Consider the following 23,522-nt stretch of genomic DNA (forward strand, 5'->3'; position numbering starts at 1 on the left):
GGCGAAGATCGCCCGGGCGCACGGAACAATTCGCGAGCAGGCACGTTCGCATTACCAATGCCTCTCCCACCGTCCGAAAACTTGCGCGACCGCGACGATCTCCTGTCCCTCGCACGACGGGCAGAACTGGGCTCGGTCAACAGTCATATTAAGCAGGGCGGGTTGGACGCGGCCGTTGTTGGCCTGCGAAGGGAATGGCTGTCCAAGGCGCACCGTCCGGCCGATGCAACCTTGAAAAGCCCGTGCGAAGGCGAAGCGTCGCGCATGCCCGATGGCGAGAGCGTCAGATTCGGCTACGAGCGAGATCTCGATCCCGACTGGCTCGAAAGGCGCACGCCGCTGTGTCACCCCGTGCCATCCGGCTGGCAGTCCGTGCGCGTTCTGTGCCGGAGCGGACAAGCAGCACTTTCGTGCCTTCTCCACCTGATCGCCCGCAGGGCGTCATCGGGTCCCGGCGCGCCCTCACGCCCTCTCACGATGCTTCACGCCGGTCGGTATTTTGAAACCACGGGACTGCTCGCTCTGTGGCCTCGCAGTGTCTTCGCACCTGCTGATCCCAGCGAGGCACGTGTCGATGTGCTGATTGGCGAACCCGTCCATTGCGACGGTCAGTTCGGGCTTTCGGATCCGGCTCTCGTACCGCGCGCTCGGCAGGCATTGTTGCTGGACACGACGCTAACGGGCTTGGATGTGGATTTGTCGGGTTGGCTGGCAAGCCTCGAAGGGTCGTTCGCCGCAATCTTCAGGTCCGGTCTGAAGCTCGATCAGGCGGGGTTGGAGCTGGCGAATGTCGGGATCATCCAGCTCTTCGTTCGGGTAGGATCCGCGTTCGACGCTGTATCGACGGCAGACGAACTCAAGCATATCCGCGCCCTCACCGGCAGCGGCCTGACCCTCGACGAAATGGGAGCGCTGTCGGCACCCTGGTTCCTCGATCGCTCCTATTTGGCCCAGTACACCAGCCGCCTGTTCGCCAACAATGCCGCGCTGGCAGCGGCAATCGGTACAGGTTCGATCCTGTTTGACGATCGATGCCATCCCTCTCTGATCTCGCCGGGCGCCGTTGCGCCCTTCTGCGCGATCAGACTGCGGAATGGCGATGCGTCGTCGCATGTTCGCCTGCTCCATCGCGTCGAGGACGAGATCGCCCGCAGGACTCTCAAACTCGACAAAGGCGGATCCTTTGGCTCTCGCGCCGACCGCTACGAGCTCATCGAGCCCGATCCTGAAGCCGGACAGCCGTTCCTGCGGGTGGCGATGGGCTATCGCGGCGGCGCCAACCGCGACGGCATAATCGATCTCTTTCACGAACTCGCTGCACTGCCTTCCCTGCCCTGATCGCCCCCCAGCGTCGGTCAGCGCCGCGCTCGAAGGCTCCGAACGATCTCGCTCACGATCGCCGATGGAAGCGGGCCGACATCGACGATGATCGGCCGTTCGTCCTCCGCTGGCTCCTGCAGGGCGGCGAACTGGCTGTCGAGCAGGCCGACCGGCATGAAATGCGAGGTTCGCGCCACGAGACGGTCGTGGATCAGCGCCTGGGTTCCCTTCAGATAGACGAGGCTCGCATCGGGGCGCCCGCCGATGACTATTTCGCGATAAGCGCGCTTCAGCGCCGAACAGGTGACGACGCCCGACTCCCCCCTCTCCCGCCAGCCATCGAGGCACCTGCCGATGGCCTCCAGCCAGGGCAGGCGGTCGGCGTCGTTCAGCGGTGTACCGCTTCTCATCTTCTCGACGTTCTGGCGTGGGTGAAGATCGTCGCCATCCTGGAACGCGCAGCCGAGCCGTTCGGCCAGCAGGCTGGCGACGGTGGTCTTGCCCGATCCCGAGACGCCCATCACGACGACGATGGTCTTCATTGCCGGTCAGCTTATCATGGGACCGGGATCAGGAAACGCAGGGGAGAGAAGAATGCAGCTCGGCATGATCGGCCTGGGGCGGATGGGCGCCAACCTCGTGCGCCGGCTGGTGCGGCACGGACACGACTGCGTCGTCTTCGACCAGAACCCGGAGGCGGTCGCGGCTCTCGTCGGACATAACGTCACCGGCGCCGCCGATCTGGCCGATCTGGTCGCCAAGCTGGCCAAGCCACGCAATGTCTGGGTCATGCTGCCGGCCGGCGAGATCACCGAGCAGACCGTGGCCGAGTTGGGCCGGTTGCTGGAACCCGGCGATACGATCATCGACGGCGGCAACGCCTTCTTCCAGGACGATGTCCGACGCGCGCGCGAGATGAAGGAAAAGGGAATCCACTATCTGGACTGCGGCACCAGCGGCGGCGTCTGGGGCCTGGAGCGCGGCTACTGCCTGATGATCGGCGGCGACAAGGAAGCTGTTGAACGGCTCGACCCGATCTTCGCCGCGCTCAGTCCAGGCGAAGGCACGATCCCGAAGACGCCCCGGCGCGAGGCGCGCGATCCCCGCGTCGGGCGCGGCTACCTCCATTGCGGCCCGAGCGGCGCCGGCCACTTCGTGAAGATGGTGCACAACGGCATCGAGTACGGGCTGATGCAGGCCTATGCCGAGGGCTTCGAGATCCTGCGCAAGGTCTCCTCCGAAGCGATACCGGCGGAGCGGCGCTACGACCTCGACCTCGCCGACATCGCCGAGGTCTGGCGGCGCGGCAGCGTCGTCAGCTCCTGGCTGCTCGATCTGACCTCGGCAGCTTTGGCGGAGGACCCTGCCCTCTCCAAGTACTCGGGCTTCGTCGAGGATTCCGGCGAAGGCCGTTGGACGATCAATGCCGCCATCGAGGAAGCCGTGCCGGCCGATGTCCTGTCCGCGGCGCTCTACGCCCGCTTCCGCTCACGTGACCGCGAAGGCACGGCCAACAAGCTCCTCTCGGCCATGCGCCACGCCTTCGGCGGCCACGTCGAGCCGAAGAAGTAAGTCAGAGAAACGACAGTCCGCCGCTCAAGCCCACGGTCTGGCCGGTCATGTAGGCATTGCCGATCACCATCAGGACCGCCTGGGCACATTCCTCCGAGGTCCCGAAACGGCCAAGCGGAATGCGGTCCGGCGATGAAGCGAGGCCTCCGCGGACCATGTCGGTCTCGATCAGCGAGGGCGCCACGGCATTAACGGTGACTCCGTCCTTCACGACCCGCGCGGCATAGCCCCGCGTCAGTCCCTCCATGCCCGCCTTGGAGGCATTGTAGTGCGGGCCGATGCCGCCCGCGCCGCGGGCCGCGCCCGAGGAAATGTTGACGATGCGGCCCCATTTGCGAGCCCGCATGCCCGGCAAGACCGCCTTGGTGCAGAGGAAGGCCGACTTGAGGTTGACCGCGATCGTGCGGTCGAACTGCTCCTCGGTGAGATCGTCGATGCCGGTCATGATCGCCAGACCAGCATTGTTCACCAGCACGTCGATCGGCCCCAGCTCGCGCTCGACCGAGGCGATCATGCCGGCGACAGCTCCGCCATCCGACACGTCTGCCGCCACGGCCATCGCCTTGCCCCCGCCCTTGCGGATGGCCGTCACGACCTCGTCGGCATCGGCCGCCCGCTCGCGATAGTTGACGGCCACGGCAGCGCCCTCCCGGGCAAGCGAGAGCGCCACGGCGCGCCCGATGCCGCGCGAGGCGCCGGTCACCAGCGCGACCTTGCCGACGAGCGAGGTCATGGCTCAGATCTCGTCAACGCCGAAGGCCTGGCGCATGGCCTTCACGCCTTCCTGATGCGGCGTCCACAGGCGGCCGCCGACCAAGCCGCCATCGACCACCAGGTCGTGCCCGTTGATGAAGGTCGAGTCGTCCGAAGCCAGGAAGACAGCCGCCTTGGCGATGTCGTCGACGACGCCGGCGCGCGGGATCGGCTGGTTATTGGCCATGCTGGCCTTCATGGCTTCGGCGTAGGAATCGGCTTTGTCCGGCGGCAGGCCCAGCGCCTTGGCGAAGATGCCAGTGGCAATGCCGCCCGGGGAGATCGAGTTCACTCGCACGTTCTTCTCGCCGAGCTGCATGGCCACGCACACGGTCAGATGATTCACCGCCGCCTTCGCGGCCCCGTAGATCATCGAAGTCGAGTAGCCCGCGCGGCGCGCGGCGACGCTGCCATTGTTGATGATGCTGCCCGAGCCCTGCTCCATCATGAGCGGCGCGGCGTGCTTCATCCCCAGCATCACCGAGCGGACGAGAGTCGCCATCGCCGCGTCGAAGCCCTCGACCGGCACCGTCTCGATACCTCCGACCGGCGCCGGGCCGCCGGCGTTGTTGAACAGGCAGTCGACCCGGCCCCACTTCGACAGGCAGGCGTCGAACACCCTCTTCACATCGTCCTCGCGCGTCGCATCGGCGGTCACGAAGAGACAGTTGTCCTTGCCGAGGGCGGCCTCGAGCGTGCGCCCCAGCTCCTCGCGCCGGCCCGTGGCGACGACCTTGGCCCCCTCCTGGACGAACAATTCGACGGCGCGCCGCCCGATGCCGCTGGTCGCGCCGGTAACGATGGTGATCTTGCCCTCGAGCCTGCCCATGCCTCTCTCCCCTTTGCCAGACGGGAATGATACACCACCGCCAACCAGGAGAAGCATATGACGGTGTTGGGAATTCTCGGCGGCAGCGGCGTCTACGACATGGCCGGTCTCAAGGACCCGGAATGGCGCCGGATCGACTCGCCCTTTGGCGAGACATCCGACGAGTTCCTGTTCGGCGTCCTGGACGGGCTCGACGTCGTCTTCGTCCCCCGGCACGGCCGTGGCCACCGTCATTCCCCGAGTTCGATCAACTACCGGGCAAACATCGATGCCCTGAAGAGGGTCGGCGTCACGGACATCCTGTCGCTCTCGGCCTGCGGTTCGCTGCGCGAAGACCTGCCGCCGGGGCACTTCGTCATCGTCGACCAGTTCATCGACCGGACCTTCGCCCGCGAGAAGAGCTTCTTCGGCGAGGGCCTGGTCGCGCACGTTTCGATGGCGCAGCCCACCTGCAACCGGCTGGCCGAAGCCGTGCACGCGTGCGCGCAGAAGGCCGGTTTCCCGGTTCGCAAGGGCGGCACCTACATCGCGATGGAGGGTCCGCAATTCTCCAGCCTGGCCGAATCGAAGCTCTATCGGAGCTGGGGCTGCGACGTGATCGGCATGACCAACATGCCGGAGGCCAAGCTCGCCCGAGAGGCGGAGATTTGCTACGTCACCGTCGCCATGGTCACCGACTTCGACTGCTGGCATCCCGACCACGACCATGTGCAGGTCGCCGACATCGTTCGCGTGCTACTCGAGAATGCCGAGAGGGCCAAGGCGCTGGTCGCCATGATCGCGCCGCGCCTGCGGGAATCGCGGCCGACCCCCTGCCCGTCGGGCTGCGACCGCGCGCTGGAACACGCGCTGATCACCTCGCCGACAGCCCGTTCGGACGAGATGGTCGCCAAGCTCGATGCCGTCGCAGGTCGGGTTCTGAACGGGTAGCGATCAGCGGGCGCGGGATGGCGCGCCCATGAGCCGCGAGATCTCGTCCGCCGCCGCGGTTAGCAGCGGAATGTAGCGGCTCATCACCTCGGGCTGCAGCCGCTCCACCGGCACTGTCAGCCCGAGCGCCGCCGCCGGTCGCCCGGCATGATCGTAGATGACCGCCGCTGCGCCGCCCACCTGCTCGCGCCACTCGCCGACATTCGTCGAATAGCCATCGCGACGGGCTTTCTCCAGCGCCTCGAGCAACTCGTCGCGGCGATAGAGTGTGTACGGCGTGAAGCGCTGCAGCTCCTCCGGTAGCGACCTCAAGGCTTCAGGCGACTGTGCGGACAGCAGCGCCTTGCCTGTAGCCACGCAATGCGCGGGCGTGCGCTGGCCGATCCGAGAATAGGCACGTACCGGCTGGGCGCTCTCGACATTGTGGATGGAGACGACCTCGCAGGCGGCCATGTCCAGCACGGAGAGATGCGCGGTCTCGTCGACCTCGGCAACGAGACGCTGCATCACCGGCGTGGCGACCTGCGCGACGTCGAGGCGGCTGATGACCATCGCGCCCAGTTCCCACAGCCGGGTCGTCACGGTGTAGCGCTGGTCGACCTGGGTGACATAGCCACGGGCCGCCAGCGTCTGCAGCAGCCGGTGCACGTTGCTCTTCGACAGGCCGAGCCTGGTCGCGAGCTCGGTCACGCCGACCGGCGTCGCACTGGCAGCCAGGGCCTCCAGTACTGACAGCGCCTTGACGACCGTCGTGTCCATGCTGCTCCGTTCCGTTCAATCGAGCGAGATGTTCAGCGAGCGGACCAACGGCTCCCAGAGCGCACGGTCCTTCGCCATGTACTTGTCGGCCGAACCCGGCTCCTGAGGTCCGGGGATCACGATCGCCAGCGGCTCGAAGCGCGCCTGCAGGACCCCCGAGGCCAGGATCTTGTTGATGGCGGCCTCGATGCGCGCGACCACCGCGGCGGGTGTCGCCTTGGGAACGGCGAGCGCGTACCAGCCCAGTGCCTCGAAGCCGGGGTATCCGCTCTCCGCCACCGTGGGGATCGAGGGAGCGACCGCCAGACGCTTGGTGCTGGTGATCGCAAGCGGCGCGACGGTCTTCTGGTCGATCTGCGGCAGAGCGCCGGAGATCACTTCGGAGAACATCTGCACCTCGTCGGCCAGCAGGGCGCGCATCGCGCCCGCGCTGCCCGGATACGGCACGTGGGTCATCTTGATGCCGGCGCGCTGGGCAAACAGTTCGGCCGCGAGATGGAGCGAGGAGCCGAGGCCCGAGGACGAGAAATTCACCTTGCCCGGATTGGCCTTCGCATAGGTGACGAACTCCGACAGTGTCCTGGCCGGGAACTTCGGATTGACGATGAACGCCACGGGGACCTCGGCGATGATCGACACCATCTTGAAGTCGCGGTCGGTATCGTAGGCCAGGCCCTTCTTGAGCAGCGGGTTCAGCGTGTAGGTCGTGCCCGTTCCCAGCAGCATCGTATAGCCGTCGGCCGGCGCATTGGCCGCCGCCGTCGCGCCGATCGCGGTGGCCGCACCACCCTTGTTGTCGACGATCACCGGCTGCCCCAGTTCCTTCGCCAGCGGCTCGGCGAGCACGCGCGCCAGCAGATCGTTCGTGGCGCCCGGCGGATAGGGCACGATCAGCTTGATTGGCTTGTCGGGATACGACTGCGCCGGCGCGGTGCCGGCGATGCCAAGCGAAAGGGCTACGGCGCCCGCGAGGGCGACGCAAAACTGTTTCCTGAACACGTTTCCTCCTGTTTGACGTTTGTCTTTTAGTTAGGCGGCCGCCGCGCATTCTCGGTCGATCTCAAGGGCCCCCGCCTTCAGGCGCGGGATCAGTTCGCGGCCGAAATCGCTGACATCGCCCAATGGGTCGAAGCCCCGGATCAGGAACGAGCCCACGCCAAGGCGGTAGTATTTCAGCATTGCCGCCGCGACCTGCTCCGGCGTGCCGACGAGGCACGAGGTGTTGCCCTTGCCCGCGGCCGCGCCCGCTACCGGCATCCACAGCCGTTCGTCATGCACGTCGCCGCGCTGCGCCAGGGCAACGAGACGTTCGGCCGACTTGTCCTGCGCCTTGCTCGGCATGGTCCCGCTCGACTTGAGATCGTCGAGGATCTTCTTTGCCTTGTCCCACGCCTTGCCTTCGGTCTCTGCGATGATCGGCCGGAACGAGACGTTGAAGCGCGGTGTCCGGCCGAACGGCTTGATCATGCGACGGAACTCTTCCATGCGCTCCGCCGTCTCGGCCAGCGGTTCGCCGAACATGGCGAAGGTATCGCAATGCTGCGCACCCATCTCCATCGCGCCCGGCGAAGAGCCCCCGAAGAACAACGGCGGATGCGGCTGCTGGAAGGGTCGGGCCTCGGAGAACACGTCCTTGAAGCGGTAGAACTTGCCCTCGTAGTCGAACGGCTTGGTCGAGGTCCAGACCTTGCGCATCACGTCGAGATACTCGGCGGCGCGCACGTAGCGCTCTTCCTTGGGCGAGAAGTCACCCTCGCGCTGCTGGTCGGCATCGCTGTTGCCGACGATGATGTGAAGCGCAAGGCGGCCGCCGGAGAGCTGGTCCATCGTCGCCGCGGCCCGCGCCGCCAGGGTCGGCGAAACGACCCCCGGCCGGTGGGCGATCAGGTAGCGAAGCTTCTCGGTATGGGCCGCGGCATAGGTCGCGACGTTGAAGCCCTCCGCCGAGGAGGCGTAGTAGCCGACCAGCACATAGTCGAATCCGGCCTTCTCGTGGGTCTGGGCGAACTCCCGAAGGAACGACGGCGAGATGCCTCCAGCGATCACGTGCAGCGAGGTGCCCTGCGGGGGCGCCACACCGATCATGCCGATCACATTGACGGGCATCGTATTCCTCCATTTGTTCTATATATTGGAACGTCGTTCCAATATACTCGCGGGCGTGAACTTTGCTGTCAAGGCGGAGCCCCTGCCGTCTATAAGGACCGCCCATGACCCAGCCCCTTCCTCCGCTCGACACCCTCCGCGACACCTGCACCAACATCGCGGAAGAAGCCGCACGCGAGATCATGCGGATTTATGCCGGCGATCACGGCGTTCGCGACAAGGAGGACAAGAGCCCCGTCACGGATGCCGACCATGCCGCTGAAGCGGTCATCCTGGCCGGCCTCCACAAGCTCACGCCCGGCATCGTGATTATTGCCGAGGAGGAAATGGCGGCCGGCCGAATCCCGTCGCTCGATGACGGACGGCCTTTCTGGCTGGTCGACCCGCTCGACGGCACCAAGGAATTCATCAAGAGGAATGGCGAGTTCACGGTGAACATCGCCCTCATCGAGAACGGCCGCCCGACCCTCGGTATTGTCCTCGCCCCCGCCACCGAAACGCTGTGGCGCGGCGCCCTGGGACTCGGGGCGGACAAACGCGAGGGCAAGGGCGCCTTCACGCCGATCCGCACGCGTACGCCGCCGCCCGAGGGGCTGACGGCCTGTGCGAGCCGCAGCCACGGCACCTACAACGACCTCGACATCTGGTTCCGCAACAACAACCTCACCGTGTCCGACCGCGTGCAGGCGGGCTCGTCGCTGAAGTTCTGCCTGATCGCCGAAGGCAAGGCCGACATCTATCCGCGGTTCGGACCGACCATGGAGTGGGATACCGGCGCGGCACAGGGCGTGCTCGAAGCCGCCGGCGGCGAAGTCGTCACCGTGGACGGCAAGCCCCTTCAGTACGGCAAGCCGCGCTTCGCCAACCCGCACTTCATCGCCCGCAGCCTGGCGGCGCGATGAGCCTGGTCGAGGCGACGGCGCAGTCCATCGCGCGGGCCGCAGAAACGCTGCGCGACGGTGGTCTCGTCGCCTTCCCGACCGAGACCGTCTACGGCCTAGGGGGTGATGCCACCAACGAGCGTGCCGTGGCAGCCATCTTCGAGGCCAAGGGCCGCCCTCAGTTCAATCCGCTGATCAGCCACGTGCTTGACGCCGCCGCCGCGCGTGCCTTCGTGCGCTGGAGCGACACCGCGGAGAAACTCGCGGCGCGTTTCTGGCCGGGGCCGCTCACCCTGGTGCTGCCCCGCTCCCCGGGCTCGACCATCGCCCTGCTCGCAACCGCCGGCCTCGACACGGTCGCGATCCGGGCGCCCTCCCACCCGGTAGCGCAGGCCCTGATCCGTGCGACGGGGCGCCCGATCGCGGCGCCATCGGCCAACCGCAGCGGCGAAGTGAGCCCGACCCGTGCCGAGCATGTGGCGCAATCCCTGGGCGCACGGGCGCCGATGATCCTCGACGGCGGCGCCTGTCTCGTCGGTGTCGAATCGACGGTGCTCGATCTCTCGACGGAGATCCCCATCCTGCTGCGTCCCGGCGGCGCGACGCGCGAGGCGATCGAGGAGGTGATCGGCGCCATCGCGCTCAGCGACGCCCTCCCGAGCGGCGACGCGGCGCGCAAGTCGCCCGGCCAGCTCCATAGTCATTACGCCCCGTCGCGTCCCGTGCGGCTGGAGGCGACATCAGTTTCGGCGGATGAAGGCCTGCTGGCCTTCGGCGGTACGGTGCCGGAGGGCGCCATGCTGACGATGAATCTCAGCCCGTCCGGCGATCTTGGCGAGGCCGCCGCCAACCTCTTCGCCATGATGCGGTTGCTCGACCGTCCCGGCATCGGCCGCATCGCCGTAGCGCCCATTCCGCATACCGGCCTCGGGCTCGCGATCAATGACAGACTAAGGCGAGCCGCAGCGGATGACGGCTCCCACAGGCAGCGCTAGTCTGCCGTCAAAGTGAGGAAACAATGCCCGACACCGCGATCATTCCGACCATCCCGACGGCCCCCGTCACGCCTGCGATCCTGGAGAGCCTGCGCGCCATCGTGGGCGACAAGGGCCTGATCGCCGACGACCAGGGCAAGCAGCCTTTCGTCACCGACTGGCGCGGCTCGATCGTCGGCAACGCCGCCGTCGTCGTGCGCCCGGCCAATGTCGAGGAAGTCTCCAAGGTGGTGAAGCTCTGCTACGACAACGGCATCGCCATCGTGCCCCAGGCGGGCAATACCGGCCTGATGGGCGGCGCGACGCCCTGGCCCTCGCACACCGGCATCGTCCTCTCCGTCGGCCGCATGAACAAGGTGCTGAACGTCGACCCGGTCGGCTATTCGATGACCGTCGAGGCGGGCTGTGTGCTGCAGACGCTGCAGGAGACGGCAGCCAGCCATGACCGCTTCTTCCCGCTGTTCCTGGGCGCCCAGGGCTCGTGCATGATCGGCGGCAATCTCTCGACCAACGCCGGCGGCGTTCAGGTGCTGCGCTACGGCAATGCGCGCAACCTCGTCATGGGCCTCGAAGTGGTGCTGCCGAACGGCGACATCTGGAACGGCCTGCGCGCGCTCAAGAAGGACAATACCGGCTACGATCTAAAGCACCTGTTCATGGGCGCCGAAGGCACGCTGGGCATCATCACCAAGGCCGTGCTGAAACTGTGGCCCGCCTCCAAGGACGTGGCCACCGCCTGGCTCGCCATCCGCGATCCGCAGGCCGCCATCGAGATCCTGTCGGAGGCACACGGCGCCTCCGAGGACAATGTCGGCTCGTGCGAGCTGATGAGCCGGACCTGCACCGACATGGTCCTGCGCAACATCCCCGGCACTCAGGATCCGCTGAAGGCCGACACGCAATGGTTCCTGCTCTTGGAGTGGACGTCGGCACGCCCCAAGGCCGAGGGCGCCGAGGGCATGTCCGAGAAGATGGAGCAGTTCCTCGCCGACCAGATGGAAGCCGGGCGCGTACTCGATGCCGTGATCGCCCAGAGCGAGGCGCAGGCGCGCAACATGTGGGTGATCCGCGAGTCGGTGGCACCCGCCTCCCGCGCCGAAGGACCGGGCCTCAGCTACGACATCTCGGTGTCGATCTCCAAGGTGCCGGAGTTCATCGAACGGGGCCTCAAGGCCGCGCTCGACATCCTGCCCAGCATCCGCCCCTACCCGCTCGGCCATATCGGTGACGGCAACATCCACTTCTCCTTCATGGGACCGAAGGGCATGGACCGGCCCACGCTCAGCCAGTACTCGCCCGCCATCACGCGCGCGGTGAACGACCTGGTGACCAGCCTCGACGGCTCGATCTCGGCCGAGCACGGCATCGGCATCGACAAGCTCGACGAGCTTGCGCACTACCGCAGCCGGATCGAACTCGACACGATGCGCACCATCAAGCGCGCGCTCGATCCCAAGAACATCATGAACCCCGGGAAAGTTCTGCGTATCTGATGAGCGATTTCATCGAAAAGCTGCGCGCCATCGTCGGCGACAAGGGTCTGATCACCGACGAGCAGGGCAAGCATCCCTACGTCACCGACTGGCGCGAGAGCTTCGTGGGCAATGCGCTCGCTGTCGTGCGGCCGGCCAACACCCAGGAAGTCGCCGACGTCGTGAAGCTGTGCGCGGCCGAGAAGGTCGCGGTGGTGCCCCAGGGCGGCAACACGGGCCTGGTCGGCGGCGGCACCCCGGACGAAAAGGGCCGGGAGATCGTCCTGTCGCTGAACCGCATGACGCGCATCACCGACATCGACCTCATCGGCTATTCGATGACGGTCGAGGCGGGCGTGATCCTGAAGACCATCCAGGAAACGGCCGCGCAACACGACCGTCTGTTCCCGCTGTCGCTGGCCGCCGAGGGAAGCTGCACGATCGGCGGCAACCTCTCGACCAATGCCGGCGGCGTGCAGGTGCTGCACTACGGCAACGCCCGCCAGCTCGTCCTCGGCCTTGAAGTGGTGACGCCCCAGGGCGAGATCTGGAATGGGCTGCGCGCGCTCAAGAAGGACAATACCGGCTACGACCTGCGCGACCTCTATCTCGGCGCCGAAGGCACGCTGGGCATCATCACCCGTGCGGTGCTGAAGCTCTGGCCCAAGCCCAAGGACGTGGCGACCGCCTGGGTCGCCGTCCCCTCACCCGAGGCCGCTGTCGCCCTGCTGAGCGGCGCGCATGCTGCGTCGGAGGACAATGTCACCTCCTGTGAACTCATGGGCCGCCAGGGCATCGACCTCGTGCTGCAGCACATCCCCGGCGCGGCCGATCCGCTGGCCGAGCGCCACGACTGGTACGTGCTGCTCGAATGGTCCTCGACCCGCGCCCGTCGCGACGGCGAGAACGCGGAGGGCTTGCGCGAAAAGATGGAAGCCTATCTCGGCGAAGCGATGGAACGTGGCCTCGTCCTCGACGCCACCATCGCGCAGAACGAGACACAGGCGCGCGCGCTGTGGAGCCTCCGCGAGAACCATACGGAGGCCTCCAAGAAGGAAGGCCCCTCCGTGAAGCACGACATCTCTGTTGCCGTCAGCAAGATCCCCACTTTCGTCACCGAAGGGCTGGCAGCGATGAAGAAGGCGCTCCCTGAAGGCCGGCCGGTCACCTTCGGCCATGTCGGCGACGGCAACCTCCACTTCAACTGCCAGGCGCCCGCAGGCTGGGACAAGGCGCGCTTCCTGCCGCACACCCATGCCCTGAACGCTGCGGTCTATGATCTGGTCGTCAGCTATGGCGGATCGATCTCGGCCGAGCACGGAATCGGCCTGCTCAAGGTCGACGAGCTCGCCCACTATCGCAGCAAGATCGAGATCGACACGATGCGCACGATCAAGCGCGCGCTCGATCCGCAGAACCTGATGAATCCGGGGAAGATCGTTCGGGTTTAGGACTCATCGGAGCGCGCCACTCCAGTGGCGCTCATGCATGGCGCCACTGGAGTGGCGCGCTCCATTGATAACCGGGTTTGTTCTATGGCCGCGGCGTGCGGTCGTTGGTTCGATCAACGATCTCGTACTGGACGTCGGTGATCTTGCCGTCGTGGTGACGCGCCGGCGGCGCAGGCTCGATGTCGCGGCCAAAGAAACCCAGGATCCAGCTCTTGGCCTTGAAGCCGAGCAACAGCACCAGCGCGACGGCCGCGATGCCCGCGATCACGGCGAAGCCCAGGACCGCCAGCACGATGAAGGCGATCAGACCCAGGATCGCCTGGATCCATACGCGGGCCGGCAGGCGCGCCAACAACTCGAGGAACTGCTTGCCGTTCATGTCGCCCAACGCTTCTCGAAGTCCCAGACCTCGGGGAATCCCATCAAGCCATGGATGTCCTGATATTGCGGCAACGGATCGCCGACACTGGTGCCGCTGTCCTTGAGGTGCGCGAACGACTGCCGCATCGCCTCGGCGGCGACGGTAAGGCCGAGGACGGGATAGATCGCGAGATCGAAGCCCCACTTCTTCAGACGGTCGACCTCGGCGCGCGGCGTCTTACCGAACTCGACCATGTTGGCGAGCAGCGGCTTGCTCACCTCGCGGCCGATACGCTCCAGCTCGGCCTCGCTCTCCGGCGACTCGACGAAGATGATGTCGGCGCCGGCCTCCTCGTAGAGCCTGGCGCGGCGCAGCGCTTCGTCGAGCCCCAGCGCCGTACGCGCATCGGTGCGCGCGACGATCAGCGTCTCCTCGTGCCGGCGCGCCTCCGCCGCGACCCTGATCTTGAGCGCCATCTCCTCGGCCGGCACCACGCGCCGTCCCGGCGTATGGCCGCACTTCTTGGGCGTCTCCTGGTCCTCGATCTGGATCGCCGCGACGCCCGCCGCCTCGTAGCCGCGGATCGTGCGCTGGACGTTCAGCAGCCCGCCATAGCCGGTGTCGGCATCGGCGATGAGCGGCGTCTCGACCACGGAGCAGATCATCTCGGCGCGGCCCAGCATGTCGGAGTAAGTCGCGAGGCCCGCATCGGGCAGGCCCAGCATCGAGGCCGTGGCGCCGTATCCCGTCATGTAGAGAGCGGGAAAGCCCATGCGGTCCGCGACGCGCGCGGAAATGCCGTCGTAGATGCCCGGCGCCAGGATGAACTCGCCCCGCGCCAGGAGCTCCCGCAGTTTCGCTGCCTGTCGATTGCCTGCCATACCTCTCTCCTCGCTCAGGAAAATGACCGAGTTGTGTCGATCGGACCAGCCCGACGCACACGAAAACGGCCGGCGATCGGGACCGCCGGCCGTTCCGTTCAGGAAAGTGTCAGCCGATCAGACGGAAACGGGCTTCAGTTCCTGCGAGCCCGCCGACTTGCAGAAGGTCGTCGTCTCGGTCGTGGTCTGGCCGTTCTTGGTCGCCGTCAGCTCGATCGGCCGGCAGGTGCTGCCGTCCGCGCGGCTGCTGGCCGGCGCGACCGGCTTGGCGCTCACGACGGTCGGCGGCGCCGTCGTCGCGGCCGAAGAGGAAGTCTTGGTCGGCTCGACCGTGTACGTCGTCGGCACGTTGTTTTCGGCGACGAAGGCATACTGCGTGGCTTCGGCCAGACGGCGACGCTCCTGATCGTCGAGCGCGCGGCCGACGAGATTGCCGGCCAGGCCGCCCACCAGCGCACCACCGACTGCGCCACCGACGGACCCGAAGGCCAGGCCGCCCACGACACCACCCAGCGCCGCGCCCATGACGGTGCCGGTCGTCTGGTTGGTCGGCTGCCCGCGATCGTCCGTGCAGGCGGCCACCAGCCCGAGGGCTGCGATCACGCCTACGATCCGGACGACGATCTTCCTGCCGGAGAAGAAGGCCGTGTCAGCAGTCACTGCAGTCATCTGGTGCATCTCCTTTTGTATTCAGGAACGTTCACTCTACTCCAGAGATATTGCTTGCTGCCACGGGCATCGTCCTCCGCATCCGCATAGGAGCGCGGAGCATCGCACGAGGCCAGCAGCAGGCCGGTCCGGACCAGGACGAGCGCGAGATCGTCGCGATCCGAGTCCGGTATGTCGGCAAGCGGGTCCTTGGAGTTGCGTTTGGTGATCAGGCAGCGATAGAGCGGCGTGCCATCGGTCAACCGGTCCGTCTGACGGCAGCGCAGGTTGCGCGGCTGGGCGGCCAGCGAATCGGCGGCAAGCTTGTGAAGCGCCGGATCGTCCACAACGTCGACCCCCTGCAGCCTGATCTCGCCCGTGCGGTCCTTGAGGCCGATCATCATGAGCGTCTTGCCGAAATGGTCGAAGTTGCCGGCGACAAACTCGGTCGCCTTCCGTGCGTCCTCGATCGCCTTCTGCCGGGCAGCGGCCTCCTCGGTGGCCTTGCGCTGCGCCTCCTCGTCGGCGCGCTTCCTATTGGCGATTTCCGCCTCGACCTTGCGTCGCGTCTCTTCTTCGATCTGGCGCTTGGCGGCATCGGCTTCGGCCTTCTGCCGGGCCGCGAGATCGGCTTGTGCCTTGGCGTCCTGCTCCGCCTTCGCTTTGGCCTCCTGCTCGGCCTTTGCCTTGGCTTCCTGTTCGGCCTTCTCGGCGCGCAGCTTGTCGGCTTCCGCCGCCGCCTTGCGACGCCCCTCCTCGGCCGCTTCGGCCGCGGCGCGCGCCTTCACCATTTCCGGGTCGGGCCCGCGCGTGGCCATCGCATAGTAGCCACCGCCCCCGACCGCCAGCAGGACGAGCGCCGCGATGCCGGCCCACATGCCGGTCCGGCTCTTCGCAGCCGGCGGGGGTGGAGCGGTCGGCGACACGGTCGCCGGTCCGAGAACGGACACGCGCGCAGCCGGCGCGTCGTCGCCCTTCCCCATAACCATGGTAGCGTTCGGCTCCGGCGCGGCCGTCATGCCGAGGATCGGCCGCCAGCCGGCAATCGACTGCGGACGGTCGCGCGCGGCGACGGTGAGACCGGCATCCACCCCAGCCAACACGCCCGGCGAGAATCCGTGCGGCGCCAGCTTGCCGAGCGGCTCGTAGCCGTCGTCCAGCATGCGGTCGAAGGCATTGGGCGGCGCCTTGCCCGCGATGGCGTGATAGATCGTGGCGGCGAGACCGTAGATGTCGGTCCACGGCCCCTGCTTGGCCGACGTCATCTGCTCGGCCGCGGCGTAGCCTGGGGTAAAAATCGCCGTCATCGCCGCCGTCCGGCCGACCATGGCCGCGCGCGACGCGCCGAAGTCGATCAGGGTCGGATTGCCGGCGGCGTCGAGCAGGATGTTCGCCGGCTTGATGTCGCGATGCAGGAAGCCCGCCGCATGGACCTGCTCCAACCCGTCGAGCAGCGGCCACAGGATGCGATTGATTTCCTCGGGCTTCAGCTTGCCGCCGGTGTTAATGCGCTCCTCGAGCGTGGCACCGCTCAGGAGCTCCATCACGATATAGGCAGTGCCATTGGCTTCGAGGAAATCGAAGACCTGCACGATCGCCGGCACGCGATGGAGGCTGGCGAGCGTGCGGCCTTCGGTGACGAAGCGGTCGCGTCCCCAGCCGAAATCGTCGGCCATCTTGGTCGTGCGCGGCAGCACCGTGGAGCCGTCCTGCCGCACCGCCAGGGCCGACGGCAGATACTCCTTGATCGCGACCTCGCGCCCAAGCTGGACGTCGCGGGCACGGTACGTGATGCCGAAACCGCCCTGCCCCAGTACCGATACGATCTCGTAGCGGCCGATCAGCTGGCCGGCTTTCAGCGAGACATAGTCGACCTCGGGCGGCGGCGTGGCACCGGAGACGGTCGTGGGCTCGTTCATGGGCGCTCTACGCCGCTAAGTGTGATGAACGACCAGCTCGACATCGCCGAGCCGCAACTTCGATCCTGCCTGCAGGGCAATCGGAGCGCCCGCCTTGAGAGCCGTACCGTTGACCGCGGTCCCGTTGGTCGAGCCGAGATCCTCGACCTGCAACGCCTCGCCGGCGACGCTGAGCCTGGCGTGTCGGCGCGAGACGGTCGGATGCGGCACGACGAGTTCGCACTGGTCGGCGGCCCGGCCGATGCACATCCCCTGGCTCTGGCCAACCAGTTTTTCCAATGACACTTCGAACGTGTGCTTGCGCCCCGCCGAATCGGGCCCTTCGAAGCGCAGCGTAATCTGAGGCACCATGCGCGTCGTCGTCCCGGGCGAGGCGAGCTTCGCCTGCCTGACGTGGAAGACCTGCACGGACCGGCTGACGTTCTTGAGCTGGTGCTCGCCGCCGTCATGGAACACGTACTCGGTGCGCAGCTCCACGAGGTCGCGGACGGCACGCGACACCGCGATGCCGCCGGGTTCCGCCAGCGTCTGGATGCGGGCGGCGAGATTGACGCCATCACCGAAGATGTTCTGGTCCTCGTCGTCGATGATGACTTCGCCGAGATGGACGCCGATGCGGAACAGCATGCGCTGCTCCTCGCTGAGCAAATCGTTGAAGCGGGCCATGCGCTCCTGGATATCGATCGCCGCGGCGACCGCCGAGACGGCCGAGCCGAACTCCGCCAGCATGGCATCGCCCGCCGTCCCGACGAGACGGCCGCGTCCGGAGTCGATGGCCGGACGCCAAACCTCGATCTGGGCTGACTTGAGGTGGCGGAACGTGCGCGTCTCAGCACCCTCCATCATCCGGGTGAACCCGGCGAGGTCGGCGTGGACGATGGCGGCTAGGCGGCGTTGCATGGTCTCTTCGGTTCAGCGGCCCTATCTCGATCTACCGCCCGGCTGCAATATACCTTGCCAAGCGGCTGTCGGCACGGCCCCAGATACTGCCGGCATCCTGCATTGAATCGCGGCAATCTTGGGACAACCGGAGCGATCAGATGCGGATGCCCCTCCGTCACCGGCCCGTAAACGACGGAGTACGACGTTCGCCGAGCGCAGCCAGACCTTCCTTGAGATCGTCGGAGGTCGCGCAGGCCCGCTGTGTCTGGCGGATCGAAGGCATGTCGGGAGCCGCCTGTGCGAACTGCTCGATTGCCCGCTTCATGCCCGACATAGACAGTGGCGCGAGGCCCGCCAGCCGTGCGGCCTTCTCGGCGACCTTGTCCTTGAACTCCGCGCGCTCGACCAGCCAGTCGAGATAGCCGACCGCCAGGAGCTCGGTGTCGTGGAAATCCTCCGACAGCAGGAACGCACGCTTGGCGAAGCTCGGGCTCACCTTCTGCGTGTAACGGCGCAGGCCGCTCGGATAATAGTGGAGGCCGAAGCGCGCCGCCGGCATGAAGAAGCGCATGCCCTTGACGCCGAGGCGGAAGTCGCAGGCCAGCGCCAGATCGGTGGCGCCGCCATAGACACCGCCGTTCAGCGCGCACAGGGTCGGCATGCGCATCGCCTCAATGCGGTCCATGACGACTTCGAATGTATTGTCGCCGCCCTCGTCCTTGCGCTCGCCCGCGGGGATCGAGCCGAGGTCGTAGCCGGAACAGAAGGTCTTGTCGCCGGCGCCCGTGATCACGGTGGCGCGCACGACCGGATCGGCGTCGACCTTCTCGACCGCCTCCCGAAGCAGCTTCAACCCCTCGGGGTTGAGGCGATTGTGCTTCGCCGGATCGTTCAGCGTGATGGTGGCGATGGGGCCGTCGATCGACAGCAGGACTGAGTTTGTCATGTGGCCTCCAAAATAGCCGAGCCGGTCGCCAAAAGCGACCGAGCGCGCCATATTGCGGAACGGAGGATTTTACATGACTTACACTGCCCCGCTGGCCGACATGCGTTTCGCGCTGCGCGAAGTGGCCGGCCTTTCCGGCGTCGCCGCCCTGCCGGGTTACGAGCATGCGACGGACGACACGATCGACGCCGTGCTCGAGGAAGCCGCCAAACTGGCCGGCAATGGCCTCGCACCTCTCAATCGCGACGGCGACAAGGTCGGCGCCAAGCTCGAGAACGGCGTGGTCCGTACCGCGCCCGGTTTCGCCGCGATCTACAAGGAGTTCGTCGAGGGCGGCTGGAACTCGCTCCCCTTCGATCCGGAGTTCGGCGGCCAGGGCATGCCGTGGCTGCTGGCGACCGCCGTGCAGGAGATGTGGCAGGCCGCCAACATGGGCTTCGGCCTGGTGCTGCTGCTGAACCAGGGCGCGATCGACGCGATCCACCATCACGGGTCGGAAGAGCAGAAGGCGACCTACCTGCCCAAGATGATCTCCGGCGAATGGACCGGGACCATGAACCTCACGGAACCGCAGGCGGGCTCCGATCTCGGCCAGCTCAAGAGCCGCGCGGTGAAGAACGGCGACCACTATCTGGTGACGGGCCAGAAGATCTATATCACCTACGGCGAGCACGACATGGCCGAGAACATCGTGCATCTCGTGCTGGCCCGGACACCCGACGCGCCGGCCGGCGTCCGCGGCATCTCGCTGTTCATCGTGCCGAAGTTCCTGGTCGGTGCCGACGGCAGCCTGGGCAAGCGCAACGACCTGCGCTGCGTGTCGCTGGAGCACAAGCTCGGCATCCACGCCAGCCCGACCTGCGTGATGTCGTTCGGCGACGATGGCGGCGCGGTCGGTTACCTGGTTGGGGAAGAGGGCCGCGGCCTCTCCTACATGTTCACCATGATGAACAACGCCCGCCTGTCCGTCGGCATCCAGGGGCTGGCCATCGCCGAGCGCGCCTACCAGCAGGCGGCCGCCTTCGCGCGGACCCGCGTCCAGTCGAAGGACGACGGCAGCGCCGCGCCCGCCTCCGTTTCGATCGTCCATCATGCCGACGTCCGCCGCATGCTGATGAGCATGCGCGCGCAGATCGAGGCGATGAGGGCGCTGGGCTACTACACGGCCGCCGGCATCGACGGCGCGCTGAAGCAATCGGACAAGGCGGCGGGCCGCAAGATCCAGGACCGGGTCGACCTGCTGATCCCGATCGTGAAGGCCTGGTTCACCGACCTCGGCAACGAGATCGCCTCGACCGGCGTGCAGATCCACGGCGGCATGGGCTTCATCGAGGACACCGGCGCGGCGCAGCACCTGCGCGATGCCCGCATCCTGCCAATCTACGAGGGTACCAACGGCATCCAGGCGCGCGACCTGGTGGGCCGCAAGGTCGCCAAGGATGGCGGCGAGACCATGCTGGCGCTGGTCGCCGAGATGCGTGCCACAGCCGAGGAGATGAGGGCCGCGCCAGGCGACGATATCGAGGCGATCCGTGCGGGCCTCGTGGCCGCCGCCGACGCGCTGGAGGATGCGACCCGGTGGGTCGCGCAGTCGGTCAAGGCCGAGTTGGTGAGCGCCCTCGCGGGGTCCGTGCCTTTCCTGCGCCTGGCCGGCACCGCCCTGGGTGCCTGGCTGCTCGCCCGCAGCGCCCTGGTGGCCCAGACGCGGCTCGGCCAGCGTGACGGCGATCCTGCCTTTCTCGAGGCCAAGCTGGTCACGGCACGCTTCTATGCCGAGGTGATCCTGCCCCCGGCCCTGGCCCAGCTCGGCCCGCTCAAGGCGGCGGGGCGGACGGTGTTCGCGCTGTCAGAGGAGCAGTTCTAAAGGCCGCCCGCTACAGCGCCTTCGCCATGTGGACGCGCATGTGCGTGTCCTTGCCATGGTCGGGCAGGCCGCGATGGACGACAGCGAAGCCGTGGCTGCCGTAGAGCCTGATGAGATGATCCATCATCTCGGCCGTGACCAGCGAGACGGTGCGGTCACCGCGTGAACGGGCGACCTCGTCGAGCCGCTGAAGCACCCAGCGTCCAAGGCCCGTGCCCTGCTTCGACGGGTCGACGGCCAACCGGTCGAGAAAGAGTTCCGCCTCCCGCCGCTCGGTGGCGGCAACTCCGACAATCTGGCCGCCCTGCTCCGCCACGAAAACGTCGCCGCGCTCGATCGAGGCCGGCAGCCACTTGTAGTAGTCGGCCGAAATTTTTCGCCCGAGCTTGGCGAGATAGGGCGCGAACGCGGCGCGCAGGACGCGGTCGGCATCGGCGCATTCCGCTAGTTGGGCAGTCCTGAAGATGAAGCTCATGCCCCAGCTTAGTCTTCCACTGAGGGCGCGCCACTGGAGTGCCGCCCTCAAAATAAGAAAACGCCCGGGCTTTCGACCGGGCGTTCTCAATTCGGTGCGAAGAAAGTGGGCTTTACGCCGCTTCCTGCCGCGTCGCCTGGTCGGCCGACGGACCGCTGTCCTGGCCCTTGGCATTGGTATCGCGCTCGACGAACTCGATCACGGCCATCTCGGCGGCGTCGCCGAAGCGGTAGCCCGCCTTCAGCACGCGGAGGTAGCCGCCGTTGCGCTTGGAGTAGCGCGGTCCGAGCGTCGTGAAGAGCTTGTCGGCCACGTAGGGATCGCGCAGGAAGCCGATCGCCTGGCGACGGGCGTGCAGGCCGCCGCGCTTGCCGAGCGTGACCAGCTTCTCGACGATCGGACGCAGGTCCTTCGCCTTGTGAAGCGTGGTCGTGATCTGCTCGTGCTTGATGAGGGCACCGGCGAGATTCATGAACATCGCCTTGCGATGCTCCGCCGTGCGGTGGAACTTCCGGCCGCGATTATTGTGACGCATGACTTCTTTCCTTCTACCGGCCTAGTACGGCTCTTCCAGCCGCTTGGCCATTTCCTCAATGTTGTCCGGCGGCCAACCCGGGATTTCCATTCCCAGGTGGAGGCCCATGCCGGCCAGCACTTCCTTGATCTCGTTCAGCGACTTGCGACCGAAGTTCGGGGTGCGCAGCATCTCCGCCTCGGTCTTCTGAACGAGATCGCCGATATAGATGATGTTGTCGTTCTTCAGGCAGTTGGCCGAACGGACCGACAGTTCCAGCTCGTCGACCTTGCGCAGCAGGTTGCGGTTGAACGGGAAGTCGTCCTGCTGCTCTTCCCTGCGGACCTCGCGCGGCTCCTCGAAGTTGATGAAGAGCTGGAGCTGGTCCTGCAGGATGCGAGCGGCGAGCGCCACGGCATCGGCCGGCATCGTCGTGCCGTTGGTCTCGACCGTCATCGACAGGCGATCGTAGTCGGTGACCTGGCCGACGCGGCTGTTCTCGATCTTGTAGGACACGCGCTTGACCGGGCTGAACACCGAATCGACCGGAATCAGGCCGATCGGAGCGTCTTCCGGACGATTCGCAGAGGCCGGAACATAACCCTTGCCCGTGGCGACCATGAGTTCCATCGAGATCGAGGCACCGTCGTCGAGCGTACAGATCAGGTGCTTGGGATCCATGATCTGGACGTCGCCCGGCAGTTCGATCATGCCGGCAGTGACCTCACCGGGACCGACGGCACGGAGGTAAAGACGCTGCGGGCGATCGCCCTGCATCTTCACGGCCATCGCCTTGATGTTGAGCACGATATCCACCACATCCTCGCGGACGCCCGGAATCGACGAGAATTCATGCAACACGTTGTCGATCTTGATCGACGTGACGGCCGCACCCTGGAGAGACGACAACAGGACGCGCCGCAGCGCATTGCCGAGCGTGAGACCGAAACCGCGCTCGAGCGGCTCGGCGACGATGGTCGCGGTGCGACCCGGATCGACGCCGGCTTCGGTGACAAGCTTCTCCGGCTTGATCAGGTCCTGCCAGTTCTTCTGAAGCACGTGGGCTACCCCTCTAGACCGGTTCAAGCGAGCCCCTCGGGACTCGCCGTACATTCTCCATGAGCGGGCGGCGCCGGCGGCGCCGCCTCCACTCGAAATCAGACGCGGCGACGCTTCGGCGGCCGGCAGCCGTTGTGCGGGATCGGCGTCACGTCGCGGATCGACGTCACGGCCAGACCCACCGCCTGCAGCGCGCGCAGAGCCGACTCACGCCCCGACCCGGGACCGCGCACCAGGATCTCGATCGTGCGCATGCCGTGTTCCATCGCCTTGCGGCCGGCGCCTTCGGCGGCCATCTGTGCGGCGAACGGAGTCGACTTGCGCGATCCCTTGAAACCCTGCTGCCCCGACGATGACCAGGCGATGGCGTTGCCCTGGGCATCGGTGATCGTGACGATGGTGTTGTTGAACGAGGCGTTCACGTGCGCGACGCCGGCGATGATGTTCTTGCGTTCCTTGCGACGGGGACGCGCGGCGCCGGTGGCGGCTGCAGCTTTGGCCATGTCCGTGATCCCTTCTTACTTCGTCACTTTTTTCTTGCCGGCGATCGGCTTGGCCGGGCCCTTGCGGGTCCGCGCATTGGTATGGGTGCGCTGGCCGTGGACCGGCAGGCCGCGACGATGCCGCAGGCCGCGATAGCAGGCGAGATCCATCAAGCGTTTGATGTTCATCGCCACTTCGCGCCGCAGGTCGCCCTCGACCGTGTAGTCACGGTCGATGGTTTCGCGGATGCGGATGACCTCGTCATCGCTCAGCGTGTTCACGCGGCGCGACTCGTCGATCCCAACTTTTCCACAGATCTCCTTGGCTTTCGCCGCACCGATCCCATGGATGTACTGAAGCCCGATCACGACACGCTTGGCGGTCGGAATGTTCACACCGGCTATACGAGCCAAAGTCCCAAC

25 protein-coding genes are annotated in these 23,522 nt (G+C 66.6%); 8 read left to right on the forward strand and 17 right to left on the reverse strand.

What is annotated here, in order from left to right; genetic code table 11:
* Window positions 1–81 precede the first annotated feature (81 nt).
* Complete coding sequence (locus tag ACQY78_RS05555; RefSeq protein WP_428683546.1) at window positions 82–1,338, forward strand: hypothetical protein; 1,257 nt, start codon at window positions 82–84, stop codon at window positions 1,336–1,338.
* A gap of 17 nt (window positions 1,339–1,355) precedes the next feature.
* Here the strand turns inward: ACQY78_RS05555 and ACQY78_RS05560 are convergent, their stop codons facing one another.
* The gene (locus tag ACQY78_RS05560) at window positions 1,356–1,862 is read right to left on the reverse strand and encodes a gluconokinase (protein WP_428683548.1); all 507 of its coding nucleotides are present in this window, start codon (window positions 1,860–1,862) and stop codon (window positions 1,356–1,358) included.
* Between the two features lie 52 nt (window positions 1,863–1,914).
* Here ACQY78_RS05560 and gnd point away from each other — a divergent pair, with 52 nt between their 5' ends.
* Window positions 1,915–2,892: a phosphogluconate dehydrogenase (NAD(+)-dependent, decarboxylating) gene (gnd, locus tag ACQY78_RS05565; RefSeq protein ID WP_428683550.1), complete on the forward strand. Its 978-nt coding sequence runs from the start codon at window positions 1,915–1,917 to the stop codon at window positions 2,890–2,892.
* Between the two features lies 1 nt (window position 2,893).
* Here the strand turns inward: gnd and ACQY78_RS05570 are convergent, their stop codons facing one another.
* Complete coding sequence (locus tag ACQY78_RS05570) at window positions 2,894–3,625, reverse strand: SDR family NAD(P)-dependent oxidoreductase (protein WP_428683552.1); 732 nt, start codon at window positions 3,623–3,625, stop codon at window positions 2,894–2,896.
* Between the two features lie 3 nt (window positions 3,626–3,628).
* The gene (locus ACQY78_RS05575) at window positions 3,629–4,474 is read right to left on the reverse strand and encodes an SDR family NAD(P)-dependent oxidoreductase (RefSeq protein WP_428683554.1); all 846 of its coding nucleotides are present in this window, start codon (window positions 4,472–4,474) and stop codon (window positions 3,629–3,631) included.
* A gap of 57 nt (window positions 4,475–4,531) precedes the next feature.
* Between ACQY78_RS05575 and ACQY78_RS05580 the strand changes: the two genes are divergently transcribed.
* Window positions 4,532–5,404, forward strand: coding sequence for an S-methyl-5'-thioadenosine phosphorylase (locus ACQY78_RS05580; protein WP_428683556.1), 873 nt, complete (start codon window positions 4,532–4,534; stop codon window positions 5,402–5,404).
* 3 nt (window positions 5,405–5,407) lie between these two features.
* On the opposite strand, the gene ACQY78_RS05585 is transcribed toward ACQY78_RS05580, so the two are convergent.
* The 3 genes from ACQY78_RS05585 to ACQY78_RS05595 are packed head-to-tail and all read right to left on the reverse strand — an operon-like array spanning window position 5,408 to window position 8,269.
* Window positions 5,408–6,163 (reverse strand): IclR family transcriptional regulator, encoded by a 756-nt coding sequence (locus tag ACQY78_RS05585; protein ID WP_428683558.1) that lies wholly within the window; start codon window positions 6,161–6,163, stop codon window positions 5,408–5,410.
* Between the two features lie 15 nt (window positions 6,164–6,178).
* The gene (locus ACQY78_RS05590) at window positions 6,179–7,162 is read right to left on the reverse strand and encodes a Bug family tripartite tricarboxylate transporter substrate binding protein (protein WP_428683560.1); all 984 of its coding nucleotides are present in this window, start codon (window positions 7,160–7,162) and stop codon (window positions 6,179–6,181) included.
* Between the two features lie 30 nt (window positions 7,163–7,192).
* Entirely contained in the window at window positions 7,193–8,269 is a 1,077-nt protein-coding gene (locus ACQY78_RS05595) for an LLM class flavin-dependent oxidoreductase (protein ID WP_428683562.1), read from the reverse strand.
* Between the two features lie 104 nt (window positions 8,270–8,373).
* Between ACQY78_RS05595 and cysQ the strand changes: the two genes are divergently transcribed.
* From cysQ to ACQY78_RS05615, 4 genes are read left to right on the forward strand one after another with little or no spacing between them, the layout of a single operon-like run.
* Window positions 8,374–9,171 (forward strand): 3'(2'),5'-bisphosphate nucleotidase CysQ, encoded by a 798-nt coding sequence (gene cysQ, locus ACQY78_RS05600; RefSeq protein ID WP_428683564.1) that lies wholly within the window; start codon window positions 8,374–8,376, stop codon window positions 9,169–9,171.
* Window positions 9,168–10,145: an L-threonylcarbamoyladenylate synthase gene (locus ACQY78_RS05605; RefSeq protein WP_428683566.1), complete on the forward strand. Its 978-nt coding sequence runs from the start codon at window positions 9,168–9,170 to the stop codon at window positions 10,143–10,145. The genes cysQ and ACQY78_RS05605 overlap by 4 nt, the downstream gene beginning before the upstream one ends.
* 23 nt (window positions 10,146–10,168) lie before the next feature.
* Window positions 10,169–11,638: an FAD-binding oxidoreductase gene (locus tag ACQY78_RS05610; RefSeq protein WP_428683568.1), complete on the forward strand. Its 1,470-nt coding sequence runs from the start codon at window positions 10,169–10,171 to the stop codon at window positions 11,636–11,638.
* Complete coding sequence (locus tag ACQY78_RS05615) at window positions 11,638–13,068, forward strand: FAD-binding oxidoreductase (protein ID WP_428683569.1); 1,431 nt, start codon at window positions 11,638–11,640, stop codon at window positions 13,066–13,068. Before ACQY78_RS05610 ends, ACQY78_RS05615 begins: the two co-directional genes overlap by 1 nt.
* A gap of 82 nt (window positions 13,069–13,150) precedes the next feature.
* Here the strand turns inward: ACQY78_RS05615 and ACQY78_RS05620 are convergent, their stop codons facing one another.
* From ACQY78_RS05620 to ACQY78_RS05645, 6 genes are all read right to left on the reverse strand, one after another.
* Window positions 13,151–13,447 (reverse strand): hypothetical protein, encoded by a 297-nt coding sequence (locus ACQY78_RS05620; RefSeq protein ID WP_428683571.1) that lies wholly within the window; start codon window positions 13,445–13,447, stop codon window positions 13,151–13,153.
* Window positions 13,444–14,310: an isocitrate lyase/PEP mutase family protein gene (locus ACQY78_RS05625; protein WP_428683573.1), complete on the reverse strand. Its 867-nt coding sequence runs from the start codon at window positions 14,308–14,310 to the stop codon at window positions 13,444–13,446. The genes ACQY78_RS05620 and ACQY78_RS05625 overlap by 4 nt, the downstream gene beginning before the upstream one ends.
* A gap of 117 nt (window positions 14,311–14,427) precedes the next feature.
* Window positions 14,428–14,979, reverse strand: a complete 552-nt coding sequence (locus ACQY78_RS05630; protein ID WP_428683575.1) for a glycine zipper domain-containing protein — start codon at window positions 14,977–14,979, stop codon at window positions 14,428–14,430.
* The gene (locus ACQY78_RS05635) at window positions 14,976–16,877 is read right to left on the reverse strand and encodes a serine/threonine protein kinase (RefSeq protein ID WP_428683577.1); all 1,902 of its coding nucleotides are present in this window, start codon (window positions 16,875–16,877) and stop codon (window positions 14,976–14,978) included. Before ACQY78_RS05635 ends, ACQY78_RS05630 begins: the two co-directional genes overlap by 4 nt.
* 15 nt (window positions 16,878–16,892) lie before the next feature.
* Complete coding sequence (locus ACQY78_RS05640; protein WP_428683579.1) at window positions 16,893–17,777, reverse strand: FHA domain-containing protein; 885 nt, start codon at window positions 17,775–17,777, stop codon at window positions 16,893–16,895.
* A gap of 157 nt (window positions 17,778–17,934) precedes the next feature.
* Window positions 17,935–18,705: an enoyl-CoA hydratase/isomerase family protein gene (locus tag ACQY78_RS05645; protein ID WP_428683581.1), complete on the reverse strand. Its 771-nt coding sequence runs from the start codon at window positions 18,703–18,705 to the stop codon at window positions 17,935–17,937.
* Between the two features lie 73 nt (window positions 18,706–18,778).
* Between ACQY78_RS05645 and ACQY78_RS05650 the strand changes: the two genes are divergently transcribed.
* A complete protein-coding gene (locus ACQY78_RS05650; RefSeq protein WP_428683583.1) occupies window positions 18,779–20,569 on the forward strand; it encodes an acyl-CoA dehydrogenase in 1,791 nt (596 codons plus the stop codon).
* Window positions 20,570–20,579: 10 nt separating this feature from the next.
* Here the strand turns inward: ACQY78_RS05650 and ACQY78_RS05655 are convergent, their stop codons facing one another.
* From ACQY78_RS05655 to rpsM, 5 genes are all read right to left on the reverse strand, one after another.
* A complete protein-coding gene (locus ACQY78_RS05655) occupies window positions 20,580–21,044 on the reverse strand; it encodes a GNAT family N-acetyltransferase (RefSeq protein ID WP_428683585.1) in 465 nt (154 codons plus the stop codon).
* 112 nt (window positions 21,045–21,156) lie between these two features.
* Complete coding sequence (rplQ, locus tag ACQY78_RS05660; RefSeq protein ID WP_428683587.1) at window positions 21,157–21,579, reverse strand: 50S ribosomal protein L17; 423 nt, start codon at window positions 21,577–21,579, stop codon at window positions 21,157–21,159.
* A gap of 21 nt (window positions 21,580–21,600) precedes the next feature.
* Window positions 21,601–22,671 (reverse strand): DNA-directed RNA polymerase subunit alpha, encoded by a 1,071-nt coding sequence (locus tag ACQY78_RS05665; RefSeq protein WP_428683589.1) that lies wholly within the window; start codon window positions 22,669–22,671, stop codon window positions 21,601–21,603.
* Between the two features lie 44 nt (window positions 22,672–22,715).
* Complete coding sequence (rpsK, locus tag ACQY78_RS05670) at window positions 22,716–23,120, reverse strand: 30S ribosomal protein S11 (RefSeq protein ID WP_216961746.1); 405 nt, start codon at window positions 23,118–23,120, stop codon at window positions 22,716–22,718.
* Between the two features lie 15 nt (window positions 23,121–23,135).
* Complete coding sequence (gene rpsM / locus ACQY78_RS05675; protein ID WP_230552260.1) at window positions 23,136–23,513, reverse strand: 30S ribosomal protein S13; 378 nt, start codon at window positions 23,511–23,513, stop codon at window positions 23,136–23,138.
* Window positions 23,514–23,522: the final 9 nt, after the last annotated feature.

It is taken from the genome of Reyranella sp. (assembly GCF_965279625.1).
Lineage (GTDB): Bacteria > Pseudomonadota > Alphaproteobacteria > Reyranellales > Reyranellaceae > Reyranella.